This is a genomic window from Moorena sp., assembly GCF_982860115.1.
Map to the genome: position 1 here is coordinate 1 of NZ_CEYLVT010000073.1, position 24,460 is coordinate 24,460.

The 24,460-nt window shown below is 42.9% G+C and carries 17 protein-coding genes; 8 read left to right on the plus strand and 9 right to left on the minus strand.

The features are described from left to right. Positions 1-596: 596 nt before the first annotated feature. On the plus strand, positions 597-3,020 hold the full coding sequence (locus AC4II3_RS14480; RefSeq protein WP_488009916.1) for an ATP-binding cassette domain-containing protein: 2,424 nt from the start codon (positions 597-599) through the stop codon (positions 3,018-3,020). Here the strand turns inward: AC4II3_RS14480 and AC4II3_RS14485 are convergent. Then, a complete protein-coding gene (locus AC4II3_RS14485) occupies positions 3,017-3,157 on the minus strand; it encodes a hypothetical protein (protein WP_488009893.1) in 141 nt (46 codons plus the stop codon). The two genes, AC4II3_RS14480 and AC4II3_RS14485, sit on opposite strands and share 4 nt — an antisense overlap. Positions 3,158-3,543: 386 nt before the next feature. Between AC4II3_RS14485 and AC4II3_RS14490 the strand changes: the two genes are divergently transcribed. Beyond that, a complete protein-coding gene (locus AC4II3_RS14490; RefSeq protein WP_488009895.1) occupies positions 3,544-3,777 on the plus strand; it encodes a hypothetical protein in 234 nt (77 codons plus the stop codon). A 352-nt stretch (positions 3,778-4,129) separates the two neighbouring features. Continuing rightward, on the plus strand, positions 4,130-7,315 hold the full coding sequence (locus tag AC4II3_RS14495; RefSeq protein WP_488009897.1) for a CHAT domain-containing protein: 3,186 nt from the start codon (positions 4,130-4,132) through the stop codon (positions 7,313-7,315). Here the strand turns inward: AC4II3_RS14495 and AC4II3_RS14500 are convergent. From AC4II3_RS14500 to AC4II3_RS14530, 7 genes are all read right to left on the minus strand, one after another. Then, the gene (locus AC4II3_RS14500) at positions 7,312-7,716 is read right to left on the minus strand and encodes a hypothetical protein (RefSeq protein ID WP_488009899.1); all 405 of its coding nucleotides are present in this window, start codon (positions 7,714-7,716) and stop codon (positions 7,312-7,314) included. The genes AC4II3_RS14495 and AC4II3_RS14500 overlap by 4 nt on opposite strands. 421 nt (positions 7,717-8,137) lie before the next feature. Continuing rightward, positions 8,138-8,959 carry an Rpn family recombination-promoting nuclease/putative transposase gene (locus AC4II3_RS14505; RefSeq protein ID WP_488009918.1) on the minus strand — a complete coding sequence of 274 codons (822 nt, stop codon included), beginning with the start codon at positions 8,957-8,959 and terminating at the stop codon, positions 8,138-8,140. A 405-nt stretch (positions 8,960-9,364) separates the two neighbouring features. Then, on the minus strand, positions 9,365-9,955 hold the full coding sequence (locus AC4II3_RS14510) for a chemotaxis protein CheW (RefSeq protein ID WP_488009903.1): 591 nt from the start codon (positions 9,953-9,955) through the stop codon (positions 9,365-9,367). A gap of 123 nt (positions 9,956-10,078) precedes the next feature. Further along, positions 10,079-13,543 carry a hybrid sensor histidine kinase/response regulator gene (locus AC4II3_RS14515; RefSeq protein WP_488009905.1) on the minus strand — a complete coding sequence of 1,155 codons (3,465 nt, stop codon included), beginning with the start codon at positions 13,541-13,543 and terminating at the stop codon, positions 10,079-10,081. A gap of 206 nt (positions 13,544-13,749) precedes the next feature. Beyond that, complete coding sequence (locus tag AC4II3_RS14520) at positions 13,750-16,854, minus strand: GAF domain-containing protein (protein WP_488009907.1); 3,105 nt, start codon at positions 16,852-16,854, stop codon at positions 13,750-13,752. A gap of 23 nt (positions 16,855-16,877) precedes the next feature. Further along, positions 16,878-17,822 (minus strand): chemotaxis protein CheW, encoded by a 945-nt coding sequence (locus tag AC4II3_RS14525; RefSeq protein WP_488009909.1) that lies wholly within the window; start codon positions 17,820-17,822, stop codon positions 16,878-16,880. 47 nt (positions 17,823-17,869) lie between these two features. Next, positions 17,870-18,031, minus strand: a complete 162-nt coding sequence (locus AC4II3_RS14530) for a hypothetical protein (RefSeq protein WP_488009911.1) — start codon at positions 18,029-18,031, stop codon at positions 17,870-17,872. Positions 18,032-18,081: 50 nt separating this feature from the next. Here AC4II3_RS14530 and AC4II3_RS14535 point away from each other — a divergent pair, with 50 nt between their 5' ends. Continuing rightward, entirely contained in the window at positions 18,082-19,227 is a 1,146-nt protein-coding gene (locus AC4II3_RS14535) for an RNA-guided endonuclease InsQ/TnpB family protein (protein ID WP_488009920.1), read from the plus strand. Positions 19,228-19,416: 189 nt separating this feature from the next. After that, on the plus strand, positions 19,417-20,808 hold the full coding sequence (locus AC4II3_RS14540; RefSeq protein WP_488009912.1) for a response regulator: 1,392 nt from the start codon (positions 19,417-19,419) through the stop codon (positions 20,806-20,808). Positions 20,809-20,865: 57 nt separating this feature from the next. Here the strand turns inward: AC4II3_RS14540 and AC4II3_RS14545 are convergent, their stop codons facing one another. Continuing rightward, complete coding sequence (locus AC4II3_RS14545; protein ID WP_488009914.1) at positions 20,866-21,228, minus strand: response regulator transcription factor; 363 nt, start codon at positions 21,226-21,228, stop codon at positions 20,866-20,868. Between the two features lie 1,113 nt (positions 21,229-22,341). Between AC4II3_RS14545 and AC4II3_RS14550 the strand changes: the two genes are divergently transcribed. The 3 genes from AC4II3_RS14550 (at position 22,342) to AC4II3_RS14560 (ending at position 24,437) form a co-directional block, all read left to right on the plus strand. Next, entirely contained in the window at positions 22,342-23,217 is an 876-nt protein-coding gene (locus AC4II3_RS14550; RefSeq protein WP_488012086.1) for a hypothetical protein, read from the plus strand. Further along, positions 23,214-24,224 (plus strand): DUF1822 family protein, encoded by a 1,011-nt coding sequence (locus AC4II3_RS14555; protein ID WP_488012088.1) that lies wholly within the window; start codon positions 23,214-23,216, stop codon positions 24,222-24,224. Before AC4II3_RS14550 ends, AC4II3_RS14555 begins: the two co-directional genes overlap by 4 nt. A 66-nt stretch (positions 24,225-24,290) precedes the next feature. Continuing rightward, complete coding sequence (locus tag AC4II3_RS14560) at positions 24,291-24,437, plus strand: hypothetical protein (RefSeq protein WP_488012090.1); 147 nt, start codon at positions 24,291-24,293, stop codon at positions 24,435-24,437. Positions 24,438-24,460 lie beyond the last annotated feature (23 nt).

The window sequence follows — 24,460 nt, forward strand, 5'->3', positions numbered from 1 at the left end:
ATATTCGGCTAGACTCAATTGACTTTTTAGGTGCGACCCGTGGCGAATTTAATTCGCCGACGGAAAGCGCACCTTAGGTGGTTTTGGTAAAATGCTGGTAACATTGTCGATAAGTAGGTCTTGTTGCAAATTTAGAGACCTACTTTTTTTTACCACAAAATGCTACTACCTTTACATAGCCAGCCTTTCAGGCTGTTTCGTCACCCCTTCAGAAATGGCACTTGACAAAATAGACATTAAATGTATTATAAATGGGGGGAGACACCCCCTTTTGAATAGACTTCGCGGCAGTTGTCGGGAACAGGGAACAGCGGATCTGGGAACAGTGGAGAAGAATTGACGCAAACACTATCAAAAAACTACTTTTGCAAGAGGTATAATCAAGCCCAAATTCCGTAATCATTATTATAGTATTTGTAATACAATGAGCCGGGGAGAATTGCTATATAGCGGTTTCTCTCCTAATAGGGAATAGCGATGCGCTGCATCAAGACAGGGAATCAAGCTCAAATAAGACTCTAAATCATAACTGCGATAAACGCTATAATTTAAAATTAAAAAAGGGAAAAATTACCAAAAAATTCCCAACTATGACAATGATTTATCTAGAGCTCAACAATCAAGGTCAAGTACTTCGTTTTTCTCTTGAGAAAGGATTTTATCGATTAGGACGCGATCGCACTTGGTCAGATTTCGATATTCCTGAAAAAGGCTGGACTATTGTCTCCCAACGCCATGCTTTTCTGCTTCAAGAGGGAGAGGATTATCGCATCTTTGATGGTGATGGGGCAAATCCTAGTACTAATGGAGTATTTGTTAACCACACTCGTATCACTGATGGGTATCTTCTCAAGCATGGCGTGGAATTGACTATTGGACAAAATCCTCGGGACTATATTCGCCTCACTTACTTTAATCCTGCCCATAGTCAACCAAGGATGACGCCAAATAAACGGCAGCTTTCCTTGGCAAGTGTGCAAAATTGGCCACTGCAATTGGGTCGTTCTCCTAATCCTGAACTTTCCCACTGTTGGCCATTAGATGCACCGACGGTTTCTTCCCTTCACGCTACTCTTATCAAGATTTCCGAAGGCAATTATCAGATTAATAATTATAGCAGAAATGGTACCTTTATCAATGACAAATTAATCCATAAACCAGTCTTACTTAAGGATGGGGATACGATTCGGATTGGTCCGTTTATATTACTGTTGAGGCAGGATACTTTAGAATTAGTTGACCAAGGGAATCAAATTAGGATTGATGCTGATAAATTGCTGCGCCAGGTTAATTATAAATTAGGCAAAAAACGCACTATACTGAATCAGGTTTCTATGCCGATTGAACCAGGTCAGTTAGTGGCGTTGGTAGGAGGTAGTGGCACTGGAAAATCTACGTTACTGAAAACTCTATTAGGAATTGCACCAATTACTAAAGGTACTGTATTTATCAATGGCCAAGATTTGCGACAGCATTTTAATCAGTACCGCTCACAAATTGGCTATGTTCCCCAAGATGATATTGTGCATCGGGATTTAACGGTAAAAGAAGTACTAACCTATGCTTGTGAATTACGATTACCACCAGATACTGATGTGAAACAGGTGGTGAAGCAAACTTTATCACAAGTCAAACTGGATTTTGTGAGAAACACTGTTGTGGGTAATCTGAGTGGGGGACAACGGAAACGAGTCAGTATTGCTGTGGAATTATTGGCTGATCCAAAACTGTTCTTTCTCGATGAGCCTACTTCTGGTCTAGATCCAGGACTGGATAAGGAAATGATGCAGCTATTGCGAGAATTAGCGAATCAGGGACGAACTGTGGTGCTGGTGACTCATGCTACTGCGAATATTGACGTATGCGATCGCATTGCCTTTATGGGTCGGGGTGGACGGTTGTGTTACTTTGGTCCTCCCACAGAAGCGATGGACTTTTTTAAGATGCCATCTCCAGACTTAAGATATTTCCCTGATATTTACCTGAAGCTAGAGCAAGGGGAAACACCGGAGGAACTTGAGCAGAATAGTGAAAACTGGCATCAGCGGTTTCTCAGCTCACCTGGTTACAAGACCTACATTTCCGCACATCTGAGTCCTGGTCAACGGTTGCTATCGACCTCAATCCCTAGCAAAAGTGCTAGTATTTCTGTTTTCAAGCAACTCAAGCAACTCAAACTCAAGCAACTGCTGTTGCTGAGTCGGCGCTATCTAAAACTAGTAGTGCGGGATATGCGAAGTGTTGCCCTAGCGTTACTAACTGCTCCGATTGGGATTAGCTTGATTATTCTGACTTTGTCAGGGCAAGACCCTTTAGCTCAACTGAATTCTCCAGACATCACCCAAGCACCTCTAGCGCTACAAGTACTGTTTATTTTTACCTGTGCTGCCCTGTGGGTTGGACTATCTAGTTCACTCCAAGAAATTGTGAAAGAGTCCAGTATTTATGCCAGAGAGCGACTGGTTAATTTAGGGTTATTTCCCTATCTCGGTTCCAAAGTATTGATTCGGTCTGGCTTAGCTCTTTTACAAACTATCTTGATTGTTACTATTGTGCTCTATGGGTTTAAGTCACCTACCTCTGAACTACTGGATTGGAAAATTGGCTTGGGAATCACTACTTTTTTAACGATTATTGCTGCTACCAGTTTAGGTCTGATGGTATCGACATTGGTTAAAAATGAAAGTGAAGCCAATAATACTATACCATTAATTTTGCTACCCCAGATTATTTTTTCTGGTGTTATTTTTAAACTAAAAGGATTAGCCAGTACACTATCTTGGCTGATGGTAAGTCGTTGGTCAATGGGAGCTTATGGTGCCCTGGTAAATGTGAATAGTATGGTACCAGAACAGTCTTCCCGATTCGGATTAAAGCTTCCCCCTCCTCCCTTTGAAGCAACACCCGTTTATGATGCCACTTGGCAAAATTTGATTCTTAATTGGCTACTACTGTGCTTACACATAGCGGTTTATTTAGTAATCGCTTTTCGATTACAGAAGCGGAAGGATATTTTCTAGAAGTCGGGAATCGGGAATCGGGAGTCGGGAATCGGGAATCGGGAGGAGATGTAGAGTCCGTAGGGTGTGTTAGGGGCGGACTTACCGTTATTTTTCCCCTCGTAGCCAGCGTTGGTATAGTCCGCCCCGTAACGCACCACCCACCAGAGAATGAATTTGATGAAAACTCTGTAAGCATTCAGTTATCAGCAGTCAGTAGTAGAGGTAGGGTGGGCAGTGCTTAATTTTAGGATTGTTAGCTTTTAAATTAGTATAAAACACTGCCTAGCAGAGGATTAATTTTATAGTTAATTCTCTGGTGGGCAGTGGTTACTTTAACGATTGTCAGTTTTTAAATTGGTGTAAAGCACTGCCCACCCTACAATTAATCTCTGATAATAACACAAAAAAACATCAGATATCTTTTTTATAACCCTCTCCACAATGTCCATATTTCGTAATAAAAACAAATCCCTAAATCCTTGACAAAATATTAATTTATTTATATATTAATAATATAAACATTTTGAAGGAGTCATTACTGATGAGTCAAAAGTTTCCACCTAACTCTGATGAAAATTTCACCCCTGAAAACGAAGGTCGTAAACGGAATAAAGCCAAGCTTGTTTTGATCGGTTCTCCTGAAAAGATTCGCAAGACAATTAATGCCATTTATTCCCTTAAGTATGCGAAACCGGAGGATTGGAGCACTCCCGAACCGACGGGAAAACCTGGTGAGGTGATGACCTTTTTGATTCGATATTTTTACCTAGACTAGGATAGGATTTTGCCAGCGATGCAGCGCGGTCTTGGGGGTTTCCCCCATGAGCGACTGCATCAAGACAGGGCGTTGCCCTGGCGACTATGAATCGTGAACGTTTTTTGTGGAGGGGTATAAATCAGGATGAATCATGAGTTAGAATGTGGTTGCTTTCGAGCAGTTGCTGACTAATTCGATAAGAATGTATTAGCTCATCAGTAATGTTTTGCAGTTGAGTGTAGCTCAGCTTTACAAGAGAATTCGGTCAAGACTTGGAGATAACCAGAGCTTGACCGATTTTTTTTTAATTGCTATATAAGATTTATGAGTTATTTTAGTTACAAAATTTGTTGAATTTACGGAGTAGCTAATGGAAGAAAAGATACAAAAAAAATACCTAAACTTAATCAACCAATTGATAAATTGTTCCAGCGGTGAGCAAGTCCAAATTCTTGATAATAACCGGGAGTTAGTGGATGAGGGATTATTACAGCTGATAGCACAAGAAGCAGAAAAACTCGCAGCAAATGGCAAGCAAAACAGCGCCGATGTTTTACTCAGTCTAAGGAGTAAGCTTTTAGACAGAATCTCAGAAACCTCTACCTCAGCTAATCCTTCATCCCAAGACTATCTGCAATTCTTGATGGAGGTATTGCAAGCAACTGGAGACAGCGAAGGCGATCGTGAAGTCGTCTATCCACTCCTGAGAGCCAACCTAGACAAACTCGATGATAACTTTATCGATGTCCTGCAAACCTGGCCAAGTGCTAAATTCTCAGAAGTAGAACCAGAAATAGCAGAATCCATTGCTAATACTATCTGGTATTTCAGCGACCTCATCCAGAAGTTTCCCTTGGGAAATAAAGCTAATAAGATAGAAATCGCTATTGCTGGTTACGAACAGGTATTAAACGTCTTTACTCGTGAGAGTAACCAGAAAAGTTGGGCAGGGACTCAACACAACCTGGGCATTGCCTACATTAACAGAATCCGTGGCAAAAGGGCTGACAATCTCGAAAAAGCTATTGAAGCATACAAATTAGCATTTGAAGTTCGCACCGAAGAAGACTTCCCCATTCACTGGGCATCAAGTCAAAACAACCTGGGTGTAGCCTACTTTGAAAGAATCTGTGGCGACAGGTCTGAGAATGTCAAAAAAGCTATTAAAGCATTCCGAAGAGCTTTGTCAGTTCGCACCAAATCAGACTTCCCCATCGATTGGGCATCAACTAAAAACAACCTGGGTGTAGCCTACATTTACATATTCCGTGGCGACAGGGCTGACAATCTCGAAAAAGCACTTAAAGCATTCCAACGAGCTTTGTCAGTTCGCACCAAATCAGACTTCCCTATCCAGTGGGCAGAGACTCAAAACAACCTCGGCCTTGCCTACCGTGACCGAAGGTGTGGCAACAAGGCTGACAATCTCGAAAAAGCTATTGAAGCATACAAATTAGCATTGAAAGTTCGCACCAAATCACACTTACCCATCCAGTGGGCAGATACTCAAAACAACCTGGGCAATGCCTACCGTGGCCGAATCTGTGGTAATAAGCAAGAGAATCTAAAACTTGCGATTGAAGCATTCCAACGATCATTGTCAGTTTGCAGCAAATCAGACTTGCCCCTAGATTGGGCAGGGACTCAAAACAACCTGGGCAATGCCTACAGCGAGAGAATCTATGGTGATAAGCAAGATAATCTGGAACTTGCCATTGAAGCATACCAACGAGCATTAGAAGTTTACACCCCGAAAGCCGATCCAATTAACTGTCTCAAAACTTCCCGCAACTTAGGCCACCTTCAGTTTAACCAACGTAACTGGCAAGCCGCGATCAATGCCTACGAACAAGCCATCACTGCAGTGGAACTCAGTCGTAGTGGGGCAATTACCGATCAAGGTCGCGAAGAGATGATGTCAATGAGAATTGACGTTTATCACAAACTGGTACAAGCCTATATCAATATAGCACAATCGCAAAAAGCCATAGAAACAGTCGAACGTAGCAAAGCCCGCAACCTAGTGCAACTGCTCACCAACCGTGACCTTTATCCTAAAGGCGACGTTCCCCAAGATAAAATCACCAAGTTAGATCGACTACGTCGAAACATTCCATCCTTGGAAAGAAAGTTTCAAGTAGTTATAGAGCAACTATCAGTAAATAGGGATGACAAACAACAACAGCAACGACAATCTTTAGAGGAGTCACGGAAACGATTAGACCAAGAATTACAGCAGTCGCGACAGCAGTTAGATCAGGTGCTCGATCGCATCAAACCTATAGACCCCAGTTTCCGTCTAACTCAAAAAGTAGAAACGATTCCGTTTAAGAAGATTCAGAGCCTGATTGATGAACATACTGCCATGATTGAGTGGTATATTACGGGGGATAAAATTATTACCTTTATTGTCACCAGTCACAGTCAGCACCCTGTAATTGCACAATCATCTGCTGAAGATGTGGAGGCTTTAGTCAAGTGGACTAATGAGTATCGGGCAGCATATTATGAGGAAAAAGACCAGTGGATAGATAATTTAGCCTCTAGGCTTATGGAGCTGGCTAAGCTTCTAACTATTGATAATATTATCACCGAGATTGAAAATATTTTTGAGCAACAACGAGTTAAATGCGATCGCTTGATTCTAGTTCCTCATTGGCTGCTACACCTATTTCCACTTCATGCTCTGCCCTTATCCAACGGCGATTTACTTATAGACCGCTTTGAAAGAGGTGTCAGTTATGCCCCCAGTAGTCAACTGTTACAACTAACTCAAACCCAAAAACGGCCTAATTTCAATCATCTATTTGCCATCCAAGACCCCACAGAGGATTTAGCTTTTACTAATCTCGAAGTTGAAATTATTCGCTCGTTCTTCTCAGGCTCGACAGTTTTAGCATGGAAAGATGCCCGAGAAGCAGATGTCAAAACCCACCCAGAATTATCCAGTGCCCACTGTTATCACTTTTCCTGTCATGGTAAGTTTAACCCGATCTCGCCTTTAGAATCTGCCTTGATTTTAGCAGAAACCAAGGGGTCAGACTCGGAAGCTTCAGAAGATGGACACCTCACCTTAGCTGAAATATTCTCTCTCAACCTGACTCAATCCCGTCTTGTCACTCTCTCGGCCTGCGAAACTGGTATGATAGATATAGCAAGTTTCAGCGATGAATACATTAATCTGGCTAGTGGTTTCCTGTTTGCAGGCAGTCCTACTGTGGTCAGTAGTCTATGGAAAGTGAGCGATCTTTCTACCTCGTTCCTGATGATCAAATTCTATGAAAACCTGATCAAAGGTTCTCACCGGGAAGCAGGGGATGTAGCGTCCGCCCTCAACCAAGCCCAACTTTGGTTACGAAATTTGACGGGAAAAGATTGTGAAAACTTTCTCGATCATCTTCAACCTCACATTGATAAAATCCTTACCAAACTTCCACCGGGCTATAAGTATGAATTCGAGGATGCTCTAGAGCAATTTCGCCAGAAAATTTGTCAGAAACCACATCCCTTTGCTAGTCCTTTTTATTGGGCGGCTTTCACGGCTACAGGATTTTAGGGGTTAGATTTATCTAAATTACAAAAATAGTTCACACCCATTTTAACAAGTATTAAGGTAACAATAACTTCTGGCAAAGGAGGTGGAAGAAACATGGCTACCAACTCCAACACTCGTTGGGGTTGATCTGCCTTCGCCAATTTATCCATGATTTCCGGTTTACACAGAATTTCACGGGCTTTATCAACTAACTTATTAAAGGAATAATCTCCTTTAATAATTGATTCTTCAGCTCGTCTTGCTAGCACTCTTGTTGCTCTTTCTAAATCCCCATTACAGTTCTCGACAACTTCAAGCTCTTTTAAGGCTTGCTCTCTTAATGATGCTTCTGGATAGTTTGCCAATTCAGAGCGAAACTGGGCAATCTCTTCTAGGGTGACTGTTAATGGAACTGTAGTCATCAAGTTGTTCGGTTGAAGTGATGAATTTTTACTAGGATTTTTAGTTTACAACAATTTTTCGAGAATAAATCTATAAGCGATCAGCGTCAAACGGCTACAGTAGGGTGGGCAAATCCACAGGATAACTGATGAAATTGCCAAACTTTCATTATTTGCCCACCCTACCTGACTACGATTTTTAGTGCGATCGCTCTCTTGTCTGGTGGGCAAATCGACATGAAAACTTATCCTTTGGTCAAACTTCCATAATTTGCCCACCCTACCTGACTGTCAGCTTGTCTGGTGGGCAAATGGACATGAAAACTGATCACTTGGTCAAACTTTGATAATTTGCCCACCCTACCTGACTGTCTGATAGCTGATAGCTGAGCGCTGAGCGCTGAGCGCTGATAGCTGATAGCTGATAGCTGATAGCTTACCCTCAACTTTCTCGCAGCTTCTCAATTTCCTCTACAGGTAAGCCAGTAGTCTGGCTAATTGTTTCATTATCTAACAGAGGCAAAAGTTGCCGTGCTATTTCGTTCTTAGTTTGTTTCTCTGCGAAAATCACTAGCCCTTGTTGGTCATGAATAAACATCTCTCTTTTTCCTAATTCCTCCAAATCCTTCCTACTTAAATTTGCCTCAGAAGCAATCCCAAATGCCTGTTGAAACTCTGGTTTTTCGGCCATTTGCGGTGGCACCGTTTCTAAGAAAGGCGCATTTTTTAAAAAATACATCCACAACTCATCAAGTTGCTCTAACTCCTCCAACTGTTTTTCAAACTTCGGTAGTTCCACAAACACTAACTGCAAGTGATTTTCGATGTAGTTGATGTTGGTAGTTTCTTCTCGTAACTTGAAATTAGAAATTATCTGATTATGCTCAGTAAACATCACAAAATCGGTAATCGTCAGAGCAATCACTGGCTTGAGATAACGGTAGCCTTCTCCTTTACCTAACTGTAGAGAGTAAGCTTTAGTAGCATTGTATAAAACTCTTCTGGCAAAGGATTCTACCTGCAAAACCTGCATTTCAATAATCACCAAAGAACCATTCCTCAGTTTGGCCTTCACATCGAGGAAAGAATCTTTAAGGATTGGTAGAGGAGAAGACTGATAAGGGTCAATAATTTCTAAATCTTGGATCAGAGGTTGATTGTGGTAGACCAGAGCATTGAGAAAGCTAATCAGAATCGGTTTACTTTCCTGGGAGCCAAAGATTTTTTTGAAGGCAAAGTCGGTTTTGGGGCTGATAAATGTCATTACTTTACCAAAGGGAACAGGGAACAGGGAACAGGGAACAGGGAGTAGGGAGTAGGGAGTAGGGAGTAGGGAACAGGGAACAGGGAACAGGGAATAGGGAATAGGGATCGCTGCATAAAGACAGTGCGATCGCTCTTGTAGTAGGGTGGGCAAAGGGACATTATTCGTGTTCAAATTGCCTTTCTTTAATTATTTGCCAACCCTAACCCTAATTATAGCAATTATTATACCCATGAGGTACAAAATTATGGGTTTTAGGGAGCAGGGAGCAGGGAGCAGGGAGCAGGTAATACGGAAAACAGAATAGGAAAAAAAATTCTGTGTACCTGATAGTTATTCAAACCAACCTATAGTGTTTATCATAGCTATAATGTACAGAGCTTTTGTCTACTTATTCCCTATTCCCTATTCCCTATTCCCTGTTCCCTGTTCCCTGTTCCCTATTCTCTGTTCCCTATTCTCTAATCTATAACCTATCGCTACACTCAATGCTCGTTCTAAATCTAGCAAAAAAATCGTTAATTTTTCTCCTTCCTTTCGCGTAGACTGGCCTTTTGGCAATTGCCACACTGCGACATAATTCGCCATACCAAGGAGATAGCTTTGACTGTAAGAGTCTGGCAATTTCTGAATCGTTGATAAGGGCAAATCGATCATAGTGGGTAGCTTATCAACCGGTATGGCGCAGGCTTCTCCCCTAGGAGTTTTAACGATGATCAAAAATTCGCCAACACTGGATAAATCAATAGGGGATTTTGTGACAGCAGCGGTTTTATCTAAACTTTGAGCTAGGGTTAGTTTAGCTTTACTAGGTTTGACCAGTATTGGTTTTAAAGGCAGCAGCGTCAAGGTTCGATTGTCTAGATGAATTAGTCTGTTATCCCTACTACTTTCCTTAATGTTGCTGGGAAAATCCCTAACGTTTAAGACTACTTTCATTGGTAATGCTAACCAATACTTAGCGATTTTAAATACAATAACTCTGAGTTTTTTCATAGTCTTACTCCGTAAGCTATCAGCTATCAGCTATCAGCTATCAGTTATCAGCTATCAGTTATCAGCTATCAGTTATCAGCTATTAGCTATCAGCTATCAGCTATCAGCTTTTGAATAAAACAGCTAAGCATTCGTTTTATCAGAGTTACGGAAAGCTGATGGCTGACCACTGACCACTGACTGCTGACCGCTGACTGCTGACTGCTGACCGCTGACGGCTTTATTAATTGTTGCTAAAATCTCTTCGTCTAAATACGGTTTAGTTAAATAAGCCATAGCCCCAAGTTCGGTAGCAAGTTGTTTGTATTTTTTTTGACTACGGGAGGTGAGCATAATAATAGGAATATCAGCTAAGGCTGGCTCTTGATGACTAAGACTCAAAAGCTCAAGACCGTTTAACCGTGGCATTTCTAAATCAGAGATGATCAGATCAACACCATGATTTTTGCGCAATAGTTCGATCGCCTCTAAACCATCTTTAGCTTGTATTACCTGGTTACCATTACGTTCGAGAATTAAGCTTAAATTTTGTCGCTCAGTAATGGAATCATCGACGATTAAAAAGGTTTTAGAAACCTGATATCGTTTGCCGTTATCAGGTTGTTTGTCCTTGGGGTTGGAGTAGGGTAGGTTAGTTTCTGTTGGTAGTTTGCCGTTATCAGATTTAAGGTTAGTTTCTGTTGATGCTTTGCCGTTATCAGATTTAAGGTTAGTTTCTGTTGATGCTTTGCCGTTATCAGGTTGTCTATGATCACTTTGAAGCTTGTCTGGAAAACCTTGGCTTTTCTGGCAGGCTACGGGAACAACTTTTAACCTGTTAACTTTCAACAAGGATGGCTGAGATTGAGGGAGCTGCTGTACATAGTTAAGTAACCCTGTACCGTCAATTACGAGAGTTAAACGACCATCGGCTAAAATACTGCAACCATAAACATAGGGAGGATATGCGATCGCATTCGGCAGCTGCTTGATTACCAGTTCTTGCTCTTCGAGTACTTGTTCCACTTCCAGTCCCACCCATCCTTCAGCGGTACCCATCAATAGGACAGGATTCATCTCTTGGGGTTTAGTGAGCAAGGGATTCCAAGCGGGTAGTGTCGATACCGGTTGGGATGAGTCTTCCAGTAAGGATGAAAGTTGGTAAATGGGGGTGCTATACTCATTCCCCCTGTGATGCCAATTCAGGATTTTTTGATCACTCACCATCTGGATTTGCTCAGATGCTGGCAACACTATCTGTTCAATGTCATTAGCCACAAACCCATACACCCCCTGATTAGCTTGAACCACTAACACCCTGGCATTTCTGAGAGCCTCTTGGATCTGCAAAGAAAAGGTGGTGCCAAGACCAGGCTGGGAGCGAACCTTTACCCTACCGTTAATTCGTTGCAGTTGAGAGCGCACCACATCTAGGCCAATACCTCGTCCAGAAAGCTCGTTGATTTGAGAAACAGTGGAAAATCCTGGCTGACACAGTAAGTCTAATAGCTGATTTGGCTCTGGTGATTCGCCTAGGGCTTCCAATTGCTCAACACTGAGCAGGTTGGTTTCCACGGCACGATTATAAATCTTTTCCAAGTCCAGTCCCTGACCATCATCTGTGATTTCAATGATGGTGCGATTTCCTTGATAGAAAGCACGAATTTCAATCTTACCGATAGCAGGTTTACCCCTTTCTTGGCGAACCTCCGAAGATTCAATACCATGGTCGAAACCATTGCGGACTAGATGCAGTAAAGCATCATAGAGATGATCAGCAATGGTTTTATCAACTAGGACATTAGTAACACTGAGGGTTAATTCCGCTGACTTGTGATGGACATTAGACAACTGCTGCACCATGGAAGGAAAGGACTTAAGCAGATGTTCCAGAGGTATAGTCCGAACAGATTGAAGAGTATCCCTCAGCTGAGTTGATAGACGCTGTTCTCGTTCCACACTAGCAGCAGCGGTAGTAGCTAATAGGCTCAAGTCTTCTGTAGCTTGAGTCAATTGCAGGGTTTCTTCCCATGCCGAATCCCACAGCTTAGAAATTTGCTGATTACAGGAATGCTTCTTGAGCTGAGTGCGCAGTTGAGTAAGGGTCTGGCGATGTTGCTTGAGCCAATTGGAGAGTTTTTCAACTACCTCTTGACAGTTTTCATCCTGCCATCCTAACTGGTTTTGGTTAATCAGTAGTTCCCCAACTAGGTGAGATAGGTGTTTAAGACTGTCTAAATCAACACGCACTGTGGCTGATGTCTTGATCGAGCCCTCTGCTAATGAAGGCACATCAGCTTCTGCAGACTCCCGATCGGCAGAAGATATTGATATTTCCTTTAATTCTTTTCCTGATTCAGGGTTAACCGCTAACTCCGACTCTTGCTTAGGGTCAGTCTGAGCTTGGTTAAGATTGTCTGTTGCTACGGTTTCTGAAGATTCATCCAGAAATATAGTATCTGGCTCAAGAGATTCTTCTTCAAGAAACACTTGATTAGCTTGGTGTTGCGCAAGAGGAATATTACCAAAGGTTTCCTCAAGTAATTCATCGATAGGTGGTGAAGGTTTAGGGTTAGCAGGTTGAAGGTTAGTTTCAGTTGAAGGTTGAAGGTTAGTTTGGGTTGAAGGTTCAAGGTTTTCCAGACAACCTTCAACGTTCCAACCTTCAACCTTCAACGATTGTGAACCTTCAACGTTCCAACCTTTAACATTCAACTCTTCTTCTGACCCAGCTAATTCTTGAAGGGCGAGGCTGGGGTTTCCTCCACGAGTGCGATCGCCTGCTAAGACAGCACTATGAGCTTCCTGGAAATTCCTTAAGGCAATCTTGGCAATTGCCATCACCTGTTCAGGGTTAGCGTCAAGGGCTGTGAGGGTGTTTTCGGCAATGGCTTTAAACCCTGGTAAGTTCAAGGATTCCCCCAAGCCTACAAATATTTCAGCTTGTTCTCGCAAGGTCTCAGCAATCTCTGTCAACCTACCAACCTGTAACCCTTCAGAACCTTGGCCTTTTGGCCACGCTTTCGGCAAAGCCGTTCGCGTAGCGTGGCCTTCGGCCTCCGCTGCGCGAACGCGAACAACATCCAACCTGTCAACCTGTAACAACGAAGCTAGGTGATCGATTCGTTGTTTGACTCCTACTTCAAAGATAGATTGGACAATATCAAACCCAAGTTCTGCTGATGTGGGTAGAGAGGCTTGATAGTCAAAACAATCCCCTAATTTAGCTTGCAGTTTAGCAAACACCCCTGCAGCTCGGTTGATAATCTCAGTATTCTTGCTAAACTCCCCTGTGATTTCAGCAGTCAGTGCCATCCTGAGGCACTGATATCCCTCAAACAGTAGTGTTTCTAGTTCTGTATCAATGGTTGCCTCAGGGGCTAACATTGCCCGGAAGACATCTTCGAGATAATGTGCTACACTTTTTATGGTCTCTTGCCGGACATTAGCAGCTGCCCCTTTCAGGGTATGAGTGGCTCTCATTAAGTCATAAAGTTGGTTTTTTGGCTTGTTCGGTGTCAAAGCCAGCAAATGTTGTTCAATAACTTGCAGCAAGTCCTGGGCTTCCCCAAGAAAGTATTGATAGGTTTCTGGATCAATAGTTGACATTTTTTTAGGGAGTAGGGAGTAGGGAGTCGGGAATCGGGAGTAGGGAGTCGGGAATCGGGAGTCGGGGTAAAAAACTTGAATTTACCTTATAGTTGCTGGTGGCGAAAACCACGCCAGTAGCTGATCAGCCTTTTCAAACTCCAACCTACCAAACTCCCCATACTACTCGCCCCCAGGTTCCAAACTACCCAACCATAGCGCTATAACTACTTGACGGTAAACTGCTCAACAGCTGCCTGTAGCTTTTCGATGGTGGTGAGGGATTCCTTGAAGGACTCCCAAAGCTGGGTAGAGTCTTCAGAAGTATTGGTGGATATGGCGGCAACTTCTTTCATGGTTTGGGTGACCGATTGTGATTGTTCCAGTTGGGCTAGGGTTGCCTGGGTAATCCCTGCAACTAACTGGCTAATCTCAGCAGTAGCTGATGCGATCGCATTTAGATTGCCCTTGCTTTCTTCTACCAATTCTGTGCCAGTATTAACCTGAGCGATCGCGACTTCGGTCACTTTAATCACCTCTCTAGTCTGAGTGCGGATTTCAGCAACTAAATTAGAAATTTCCGTAGTTGCCTTGGCCGACTGTCGAGCTAAGGAGCGCACCTCATCAGCTACTACCGCAAAACCTTTACCATACTCCCCAGCTCGGGTGGCTTCGATAGCAGCATTAAGGGAAAGTAGCTGGGTCTGGGTAGCAAAATCACTAATCAAATTCAATACCCGGTCAACATTTTGGGAGTATTGACTTAACTGTCTAATTTGATGGCTGGCTTCCTCCACACTATCCCGAATTCCTAGAATTCCCTCCACCGTGCGGTTCATAGCTGTCTCCCCCGATGCTACTTTTTGGTTTGCCTCTTGCACAGCTCGGTCGATGGATTGGGCGCTAGCGGTTACCGCTTGGGTAGAGTTAACCATGCTCTGGATGTGATCCATCGCTTGGGTCAACTCCTGACACTGATGCTGGGCTTCTTCAGAAAGTTTAGTAATTGCTGCTTCACTCTCTGTAGCCGTTTCAGCGACTTTGACAGACGCTGAGAGTACCTCGATCACAATTTCCCGTAAACTTTGAATGGTGTTGTTGTAAGCATCTGCAATAGTCCCAAGTTCATCATTGGTAATCGGAGCTCTAACGGTCAAGTCACCGTCTAGAGCAGGTCGAACAGCTGTGAGCAAATCAATAGCACGCTGTTGGAATAATTCCCTAGCCTCCTTTTCCCGTGATGCTAATGCTGCTAGTTGTTGGGATTGCGTCCGCAATTGTTCCAAATACTCACCTCGCTGCAAGGGTATACTCATCTGAGCGGCAATCTGAAGCATCCAATTAATCTCTTCCGTTTGCCAATCCCTAGGCTCAGAATTTTGATAAGCAGCCAGTAAACCCCACAGGTTATCCCCTTGGAAAATCGGCACAATAGTATAGGCTCTGGCCTGATATCGCTCTAGCTGCTCGATATAACAACTTGAAAAATCCCCTTCGTAGATATCACTAACCACCCAGAAGGGTTTCTCTTGCCTAGAGAGATTGCCTTGGATGCTTTGTAGATAGGTATCTCGGATGGTTGGAGCTTCCTGGCTAAACTGCTCAGGGGTATTTCCAGCCACCGTTTTCACGATACATTCACTAATATTTTTGTTGATCAGGGGATTATTAGTCTGTTCCTGGATTAGGGATGTCCAGCCACTAGCCACAGACTCAGCCACAAAGGAGCCACTCCAATCAGAATTGAAGCGATATATCGTAACACGGTCAACCCCTAAGAGTGTACGAACTTCGTTGGTAGTAACATTAAAAATAGTGCGCAAGTCTTGGGATTGTTGAATTTTATCCGTGACCTTAGTCAGTACTCGTTCCCGTTCTGCTGCTTGACGTATTTCCTCAGACTTTAACTGTTGTGCCTCCAGTAGCTCAGCGTGTTGCAATGCTACTCCTAACTCAGCTGCAATATCCAGCATCCAGCTAACCTCTGACTCCTGCCATTGCCTGAGATCAGAGTTTTGATAGCTACCCAATAATCCCCAGAGTTTTTCATTCTGGTAAATAGCTACAATCACATAAGCTCTTGCTTGATAACTTTCTAGCACTTCCAGATAACAAGGAGTGAACTCCTGATTGTAGATATCCTCCACCACCCGGTAGGTTTCCCCCCTACTATAGGAACCCCCCTGGGTTTCTTGAAGATAAGTATCGACCTGGTTAATTGATTGAGTAGCCAATTGTTGGATGCTGCATTCGCTGATATCAGCCCTTAGGGTGGAGTTATTAGTCTGGCTCTGAAGCAGAGAAATCCAGCCTCCAGCCACAGACTCTGCTACAAATTCACCACTCCAATCTCGATTAAAGCGATAGATAACGGCTCGGTCAGTTTTGAGCAGCTGTCGCACTTCTTGAGTGGTGGTCTGGAAAATAGTCTTGATATCCAGAGAACGGCGGACTTTGTTAATGACTTTCGCCACAGTTGCTTCCCGCGCCTGCTGCTGTTGCAACTGAGTGCGTAACTCGTGGGTAGTTAGGTGAAGGGATAGTTCTGTGGCAATAGTCTGAAAGGAATTAATCTGTTGTGGAGTCCAGGATGGGACCGACTTGTCTTGGTTTGTCTGTGCCTGGCATTGCTGCAGGACCAACAAACCCCAAGCTTTCCCGGATACGGGCAAGCATAAGCTGAGACTGGATTTAACTTGAAATTTATCCAGCAGCTGGAGTTGGTAGGGGGTGACCGAATCATTGCTGACCTGATCGATAATTACCCTTGACTGCTGGAAATACTCTGTGGACAAGTCAGCCCCAAAAGCAGTAGCATCTAGAGTTTCCCCGACCGCAGGAGTCCAACCCCGTTCTACTGCTTCTGCCAAAACTATTCCGGTGCGAGCAGAATTGAAGCGATAAATTAACACCCGCTCGGCAAGGCTTAGATGTTGAACCCCATTGACTGTATTGTTTAGTAAGGTTTCCCAGTCCCCAGCTTCAGTCATTAATCTGCTCAGCTCTAACAATTTTTCATGCTGGGCTTGGAACTGTTGTTGGAGTGCCTCTTCGTAGCTAAGCTTCAATTGCTGAATTTCCAGATTCACCCCTACCGTAAACTGCTCAACCTCCTGACCAAAGGATTCAAATTGCTCCAAATTTTTTTTCAGGTCTAATTTATCTACCCTTCGGCGTTGCTCTAGATCAGTTTTTAGCCTGTCTAGGCTAGCGTTAAATCCCTCTAGGTTGGGGCGAGCAGAGTTAAAAAATTGCGGAGTATTCTCCTTGAGGAGATTGTGATTTTCTAATAGCAGTTCTGAATCCTTATCATCCCATTGTGCTTCTGACATCTGTCTAGAGTCGTAAATTGTACTTATACTTCATACTTTATATCAAGTGCTGCTTGAACAATTCCTTGGGCATCTAAGATAATACTACTGGCTTCGGGAAGATAGGCTTTGACAAATTGTCCAAATCTGAGGGGCAATAATCGATCAGGGGGTTGTAAGTTTTGCCAATGGTGCTGTTCTATTTCGTCCACTTGTGAAACCAGCAGTCCCAGCAGTTTGCTGTTGACTTGAAGTACGATTACCATGATTTTTGTCCTCGGCATGTCCTTGGGTTGCCAAACACCAGGAAATCCTAGCAGAGAGTTTAGATCTAACAACCACAGCATTTCACCACGCCAGTTGTAAATCCCAATCACACTATCGGCAGTATGGGGAATTGACAAAATTTCAGCAACCGACACATTCAGAATTGCTTGGATGTAGTTTACCTGTAACAACGCCCCATTGCCAGACCCTACTTGGAAGCGCAAAAATTTCTCCTGGGGGGGAAGTTGGGCATCAACACTGACCTTAACGGAGGTAGGCAGAGGTAATTGAGCTTGTTGCCCCTGGAAATAATGTTCATTTTTTGGCCAGGAGACAGGATAATAGACTTGATTAGTTCTCACCGTTGAGCCTGACTCTAGCCAAGTAGATAAGTCGAGCACCACCGGAATGCTTTCTAGTTTAATTTGTTTACGCCATGCTGGTTGTTTCTCGGTTAGGCTACGCCCCAAAATTTTGACGGTATCAATTGAGTTTGGTTTTAGCTTGCTGATGGTGTGGTAGATAAATCTTACCACCGCTCCTGGTTTAGGAGCGGGGTCGGCTTCGAGTAAAACCAATAAACAGCTATCGTGAAGTTTAACTTTAGCTATAATACCTTCGTGCTGAAGTTTATGATTCAGCATGGCAGCGATGACGTTTGGGTTTCCCTGTCTAGCTAATTTTAAAATTTGGCTTGTCTTGGAAATCTGCTCTTTGCTCATCACCATTAACTTCGTGGGTCTGAAGGCCCGCCGTAAAACGCGCTCTTCTATATATAAGATTGTATAAACACCCTTAACTGATTTTGCCAGTCTGGGATGTTTTTTAATTTCTCTTTTTGTCCTTCCCAGCCTTTAAAGCAAATGGGGTGTTCGTCCAATGGACGACCACTAGATTTTATTCTGTATTGATTATTTTTGCGAAATGGCATAATTTTAGTTTTAGATGCTAGTATACTAGCCTATTAACTCACTAATTATGATGAAAGCCAGATACCGATATAGGTTCTACCCAACAATCCAACAACAACAGAGTCTAGCTCAGTTGTTCGGTTGCGTTCGCGTCGTCTGGAATGATGCACTCTTCATCTGCAAGCAGGCTGAAAAAATCCCCAAGAATTCAGAATTACAAAAGCTTGTCATTACACAAGCTAAGAAGACTGAGGCGCGAGCATGGTTGTCTGAGGTTTCAGTCGTTCCTTTGCAGCAATCGGTCATGGACTTGGGTATTGCCTTTAAGAATTTTTTTGACTCTCGTAAAGGCAATCGAAAAGGGAAACAGGTAAAATACCCGAAATTCAAAAAAAGGAGGAATCAGCAATCAGCAAGATTAACTCAAAGAGGGTTTTCCATTAAGAACGATCGGGTTTACCTTGCCAAAGTCGGAATTGTTACACCTATCTGGTCAAGAAAACTCCCATCGAAGCCCAGCTCTGTAACGATAATAAAAGACTGTGCTAACCGATATTTCCTTAGTTTCGTTGTGGATGTTGAACCTGTTCAATCTTATGCGAATAACCACAGCATTGGTATTGACTTAGGGGTGAAAACATTTGCGACATTAAGCAACGGGGAAAAAGTAAAAAGTCCAAATTACAAGAGATTACACCGAAAGATTCAAAAAAATCAGAAAAAATTGGCTCGTCAGGTGAAAAACTCTAATCGTAGAGACAAGACCCGCGTCAAGATAGCTAAACTACACAACCAGATTGCTGACAAGCGTAAAGATTTTTTGCATAAGCTCTCAACCAAAATTGTTAACAAAAACCAAGTTATCGTTCTGGAAGACTTGAATGTATCAGGGATGATCAAGAATCGCAAACTTGCGAGGGCAATCAGTCAGCAAGGATGGAGAGAATTTAGAACGCTATGTGAGTCTAAGGCTGATCAGCTTGGTCATGACTTCCGAGTTATTAGCCGTTGGGAACCTACTAGCCAAGTTTGTTCAGATTGTGGATTCCGGTGGGGAAAACTAGACTTATCTATACGCTCGGTACTTTGTCTAAGTTGTGGCACGGAGCAAGATAGAGACGTAAACGCCTCGAAAAATATAGAAATGGTCGGCACGGGGCATCGGCACGACCTTAAACGGACACAGAGAAATAGTAAGACTACCTCGGTAGCGTAAGTCGATGAAGTGTCAAGAATCACCGCTCCAAGACGGACGGTGAGTATGTCAAACCAAGTTACTATCCAAATGATCAAAAATTTATGATAAATACAATTCCAAGGTATTTAATAGCTTGATTTGTAAGAATTTTTAATTTTGGTTAGAGTGACTGCTCATGTTTTTACTATTGCCTGAATTTATGGGCCGATGAAAACCAAGGTTGAATCTACCTCTAATAGCTTGAGTGCTAAGCTAGTACGCTACGGTCAGGAAAAATTTACTGGCCGACTTGATCTGAAGGTGTCAACTGCTCAGCAATGGAGCCTCTACTTGAGCTATGGCCGTTTGGTATGGGCATCTGGCAGTGTTCATCCCACTAGGCGTTGGCGTCGGCAGATAATCTACCATTGTCCTGAGATTAATCCTAATCGGATTGCCCTCAAAAAGATAGAGCCAGGGTCGTGCTGGGACTACCACTTGATCGTGCTGTTAGCACGGAAGCGAATGATCAACCCCCAACAGACTGTGCTTGTAATTCAAGGCACTGTAGCAGAAATATTGTTTGATATCCTCCAGAGCCTAACCTTAGTTTCTGCGGAGCAAACCGTAATTGAACTCAGTAATGGTTCTGTGTCGTCACACACCATTGAAACTAAGGTCAAGAAGCCTGACAATTTCTTGCTCAATGCCCAGTTAGGAGTACGTCCCTCTATGCAGGGGATTTTGCCACAAACGTGGATGTTAGAGGTAGAACCAACTATTAACCAAGCTCAACAGGTCTGGCAGCAGTGGTCAGAAATGGATTTGGAAGATGTTTCTCCTGACTTAGCACCAGTGCTGTTGCAAAAGTCGGCTTTGGAACAGCAAACCTCAGTGGCGACCTACAAAAATCTGGTAAGCCTAATCAACGGTAAGCGCACCCTGCGAGATATAGCAGCCCTGGTTAAACGAGATGTGTTACTGCTGACGCGATCGCTAAAGCCTTATATTAATAAACAACTGATTGAGCTAGTAGAAGTGCCTGACTTGATCGCTCCCAACTTTGAAGATATCCCCGGTAAGGCAGGCACTAGTAACCAAAAAGCTCAAACCCCAAAATCCCAAACCCCAAAATCCCAAACCCCAAAATCCCAGAAGAAGTCTGATCAGGCATTAATAGCCTGTATTGATGATCACCCCCAAACCTGTAAAATTATGAAGGAAGTGATTCAATCAGCAGGTTATCGATTTTTAGGAATCCAAGACTCTATCAAAGCTCTACCGTTGCTACTCAAACATAAGCCAGATTTAATATTCTTGGATTTGGTGATGCCGATTGTTAATGGCTACGAAATGTGCGCCCAGATCCGTCGGGTGTCAATGTTTGCCAATACACCAGTGATTATTCTGACGGCTAAAGATGGTATTGTAGACCGAGTAAGAGCCAGAATCGTTGGGGCCACTGATTTCCTTAGCAAACCAATCGACAATCAAAAGGTAGTGGCAACGGTGCGCAAGTATCATACAACGTCGCCCAGCCAGACCGATCCAGTTGAAAAAGGCGAGAGTCCGGAAGTGAAGCAAGAGTCCGGAGGTGGGGGTAATCAAGAATTGTCCTAGGTTAACGGTTAATGGTTAACGGTTAATGGTTAACGGTTAACAGTCAACAAACGCTAACTATTGAATTAGCTCCTCTAGGGTACACAGCAATTCTTCTGGATTCACTGGTTTAGCTAAGTAGGCATCAGCCCCCAGCATCTTTCCCCAAATTTTGTCCACCTCAGTACCTTTGGTGGAACAAATCACTACAGGAATCTCGCTAGTGTGAGGATTAACTTTCAGGGCTCGACAAAACTCAAAACCACTTTGACCAGGCAAAATTACATCTAAAACTACTAAATCTGGCCTATGGTGAGATAATTTTTCCCGAGCTTCCTCTACACTAGCAACGCAAGTAACCCCCAAACCCGCTTGTTGCAAACAGCGAGTTAGGTAATGTCTTTCTGTTACGCTATCTTCTACCACCAAAACAGTTTTCATAGATTAAAGTATAGCACTTTATACAGAAAGTTTCTTAATGGCAAGGGTAAAATTAGTGAATCAGATCAGGGTTTACCTGGCGCTATGGTTAGTGAAATCACGGTGAACTCAGCTCATTTATTTACCAAAGGGCGTTATATCAAATCCCTGGTGACCAGAGCAGGGGAGCAACGGAGCAACGAACGGAGCAGGGGAGTTTCGGAGCTTCGGAGTAGGAAATAAGGACTCGGGAAGACAGGAGTAAATTCAAAGATTTTTCAAGCTTAGCAATCAATAATTTTAAAGACTTAAAAAAATCTTTACCCAAAATATATAGGTATAGTAAAAAAAGACTATTTTTTGACCGAAAAAATATCTATTAGGCTACAAGTAATCAAAAGCTATTGCTAACTTTTACTCATAACTATATATCTAATTGGAGGATAAGATAGTGAAAATCAAAACTTTATAGTCTGAATTATTTATTAAAACAAGGTCTTAGGTATTTACCTTTGCAAAACCCATTGTTAATGTTTGGTATTTCCGTAATTTATGATTAACTTCATGAAAAATAGGTAAGTTTAATAAAAAAAATAATCCTTGAAGCTAGACTATTAACTATTACTATAAACTTGACACTATAAAATTCACACTATTATCACAAACTTAGTCTAACCTTGAAAAGCCTTATTATATAGCACTACGCATTCAAATAGCGGACATTGTCTTGATTATTGCGCGAGTGGGGGAAACCCCCGCAGGTCGGCGCTGCATCGCTCCTAAACTCCGAAACGTGAGTCTAGCTGACTTCTGACTTCTGACTTCTGACTTCTGACTTCTGACTTCTGACTTCTGACTTCTTACTTGCCCGTAGCGCTATATAAGGTTTCTTGGGCTGTTTACATAGTAGTAACACACAGGATAATTTTTTCAGTCAACCGGCTCAGGTTCCAAAAATCCGATTCATAAAATGATCAGCTAGGTCTGATAAGTACATAGAGACTTCAAAACAGTACTAGTCATGATAGTGAACCACCATTACCAACCTCCCCACTGGTCAATGAGCCAAAGCCAGCCTCTGAGTTATCTAGGCTTGCTACAACAACTGCGGGTCAGCAATCGAGAGGATTAACAATGGTGGTTAATGTATCAGGGTGCATCCAGCCGATAAGCAGTCATAGCAGCTACTGGGAGTTTAATTGCTTAGTTAAAAGTCAGTTAAAATTCACCCATGTAGACTCTCGTATCCTGGTTTGTGATCGCTGCATTGGTGTTGCTCAACTATGGCAGCCAAAGGCAGGGCAGCTGGGTAAAAAGACTCCTGTGGATGAAACCCTAAGAAACCTAATTGAAGAAGTATCCCGCTACCGGGACCCAAGTCCTGAGCGGCAGAAAGCCTTGAATCGTTTCCTGATCGTTGTTCAAAATCTACCTGGCATTTACAAATCTTCCCACGTAGACTATCTAGAGGCGTTAAATCGAACCTGGGAATGGGTCATCCGCAATCTGTACCAGTTTGAGCCAAGTTCAACCTCCGTTGAAAAAAGCTTAGTAACCTGGATCAACGGATATTTACGCTGGCGCATCCGAGATTTATATATCTCAGATAGTAACTATCCAAAGATTAGCACTAATCAACCGATCGGTAACAGTGAGGAGGATTCAAGGACTCTAGAAGACCGATTGCCAGACCCTAAACCTTGCTTGAGTAAACTGGATGATTACATTGAAGCCATCCAGACAGCTGAACGCCAGCGTCTAAGTCAAGGGATTCTCGCAGAAATTAAAAACGATCCAGATGAGAAACTAATCAATTGTCATCCCCGCAACTATCCCGAATGTCATTGTCAGCTATTAGCAATCCGGTTGCTAGTACAAGAACCACCCCAGCGAATTGCTGACATTGCTAGAGAATTTAAGGCTAACCAACAAACTCTCTACTCTCACTGGAAGAAAAAATGCCTGCCGAAGCTGCAAGATATTGGTAAAACGTTTGGACATCAACCATGACTATTACAGAATCAACTAACATTAAGGTTTCTCTTAGCCCATATGCTCATAGTTATGCAGCACAGTTTGCTGCTGAACAAACCACCCCTCGCAAGGGAAAACACGTCTATTTAAATACCTTAGCAGTTTATGCTGTTAACAACTATTTAAAATGGCTCAATATTCCCAGTAATCTTGCTCAAAGTGATTGTTGGAATCCGGGTTTGAGAGCTTTGTTTGATGTAGCTGATCTGGTTTTGCCCAACATTGGTAAATTGGAATGTCGTCCAGTGCTACCAGGTCAGTCAACCTTGCATGTGCCACTAGAAGTGACCGAAGACCGGATTGGCTATGTGGCAGTGCAGTTCAATGAGCAATTAGACCAGGTAGAGTTATTGGGATTTGCTCCGTATGATGCGATCGCTAAATCCCTAGACCCTTTACCCCTAGAACAGCTTGAATCTCTCGATACACTAATTGACAAGATTGATTGGATTAAGAAATCGGTGAGGATAAGCCAATGGTTTGAAGAAATATTTCAAACAGATTGGCAAGCACCAGCATCACTTTTACCTCAGTATAGGTGTAGGTCTAGTTTAGAAACGACTACTCCCTTCAGAGGATCTGAAAGAGGATCTCAAAGAGGATCTGAATTAGGTATCAAGCGGCGCTCCAAGCAAGAAGCGACGATAGAGGCTTTAAGGGGTAATGACAGATCAACCATGCGAGCCAAGCTAATCGACTTAGCTGGTCAAGGGGTAGTCCTGCTGCTGGAAGTAAATTTCCAACCTCCTGATACTGAAGATATCGATATTTTTATGAGGCTATATCCTGCTGGTGATTCAATGTATTTACCACCAGATTTGCAGGTTAATTTACTCGATGAATCGGGAAATTCTATTATGAAAGCTCAAGCTGGAAAAACTAACGACAAGATCCACATTGATTTCAGTTGCCAACCAGAGGAACGATTCAGTCTCAGATTAAATTTGGGAGATATAAGTATCACAGAAAAATTTAGAATTTAGGATAACTTAGGCTAGTTTATGCTGGTTTAGGCTAGTTGATCTCAAGCCAAGTTCAACAGCAAAACAATGAGTATAATTAAGATCCAACTAATGGGAAGTGCCGAAGGTGGATTCCATACCACAGTCACGTCAATTCCTAGGGAATTTGACACCTTTGATGGCTGTCTACCTCCCCTCCCAGAAAACTTAATTGAACCTCCCCAACCGGTATAGGATGGGGATTCCCAGGCACAACC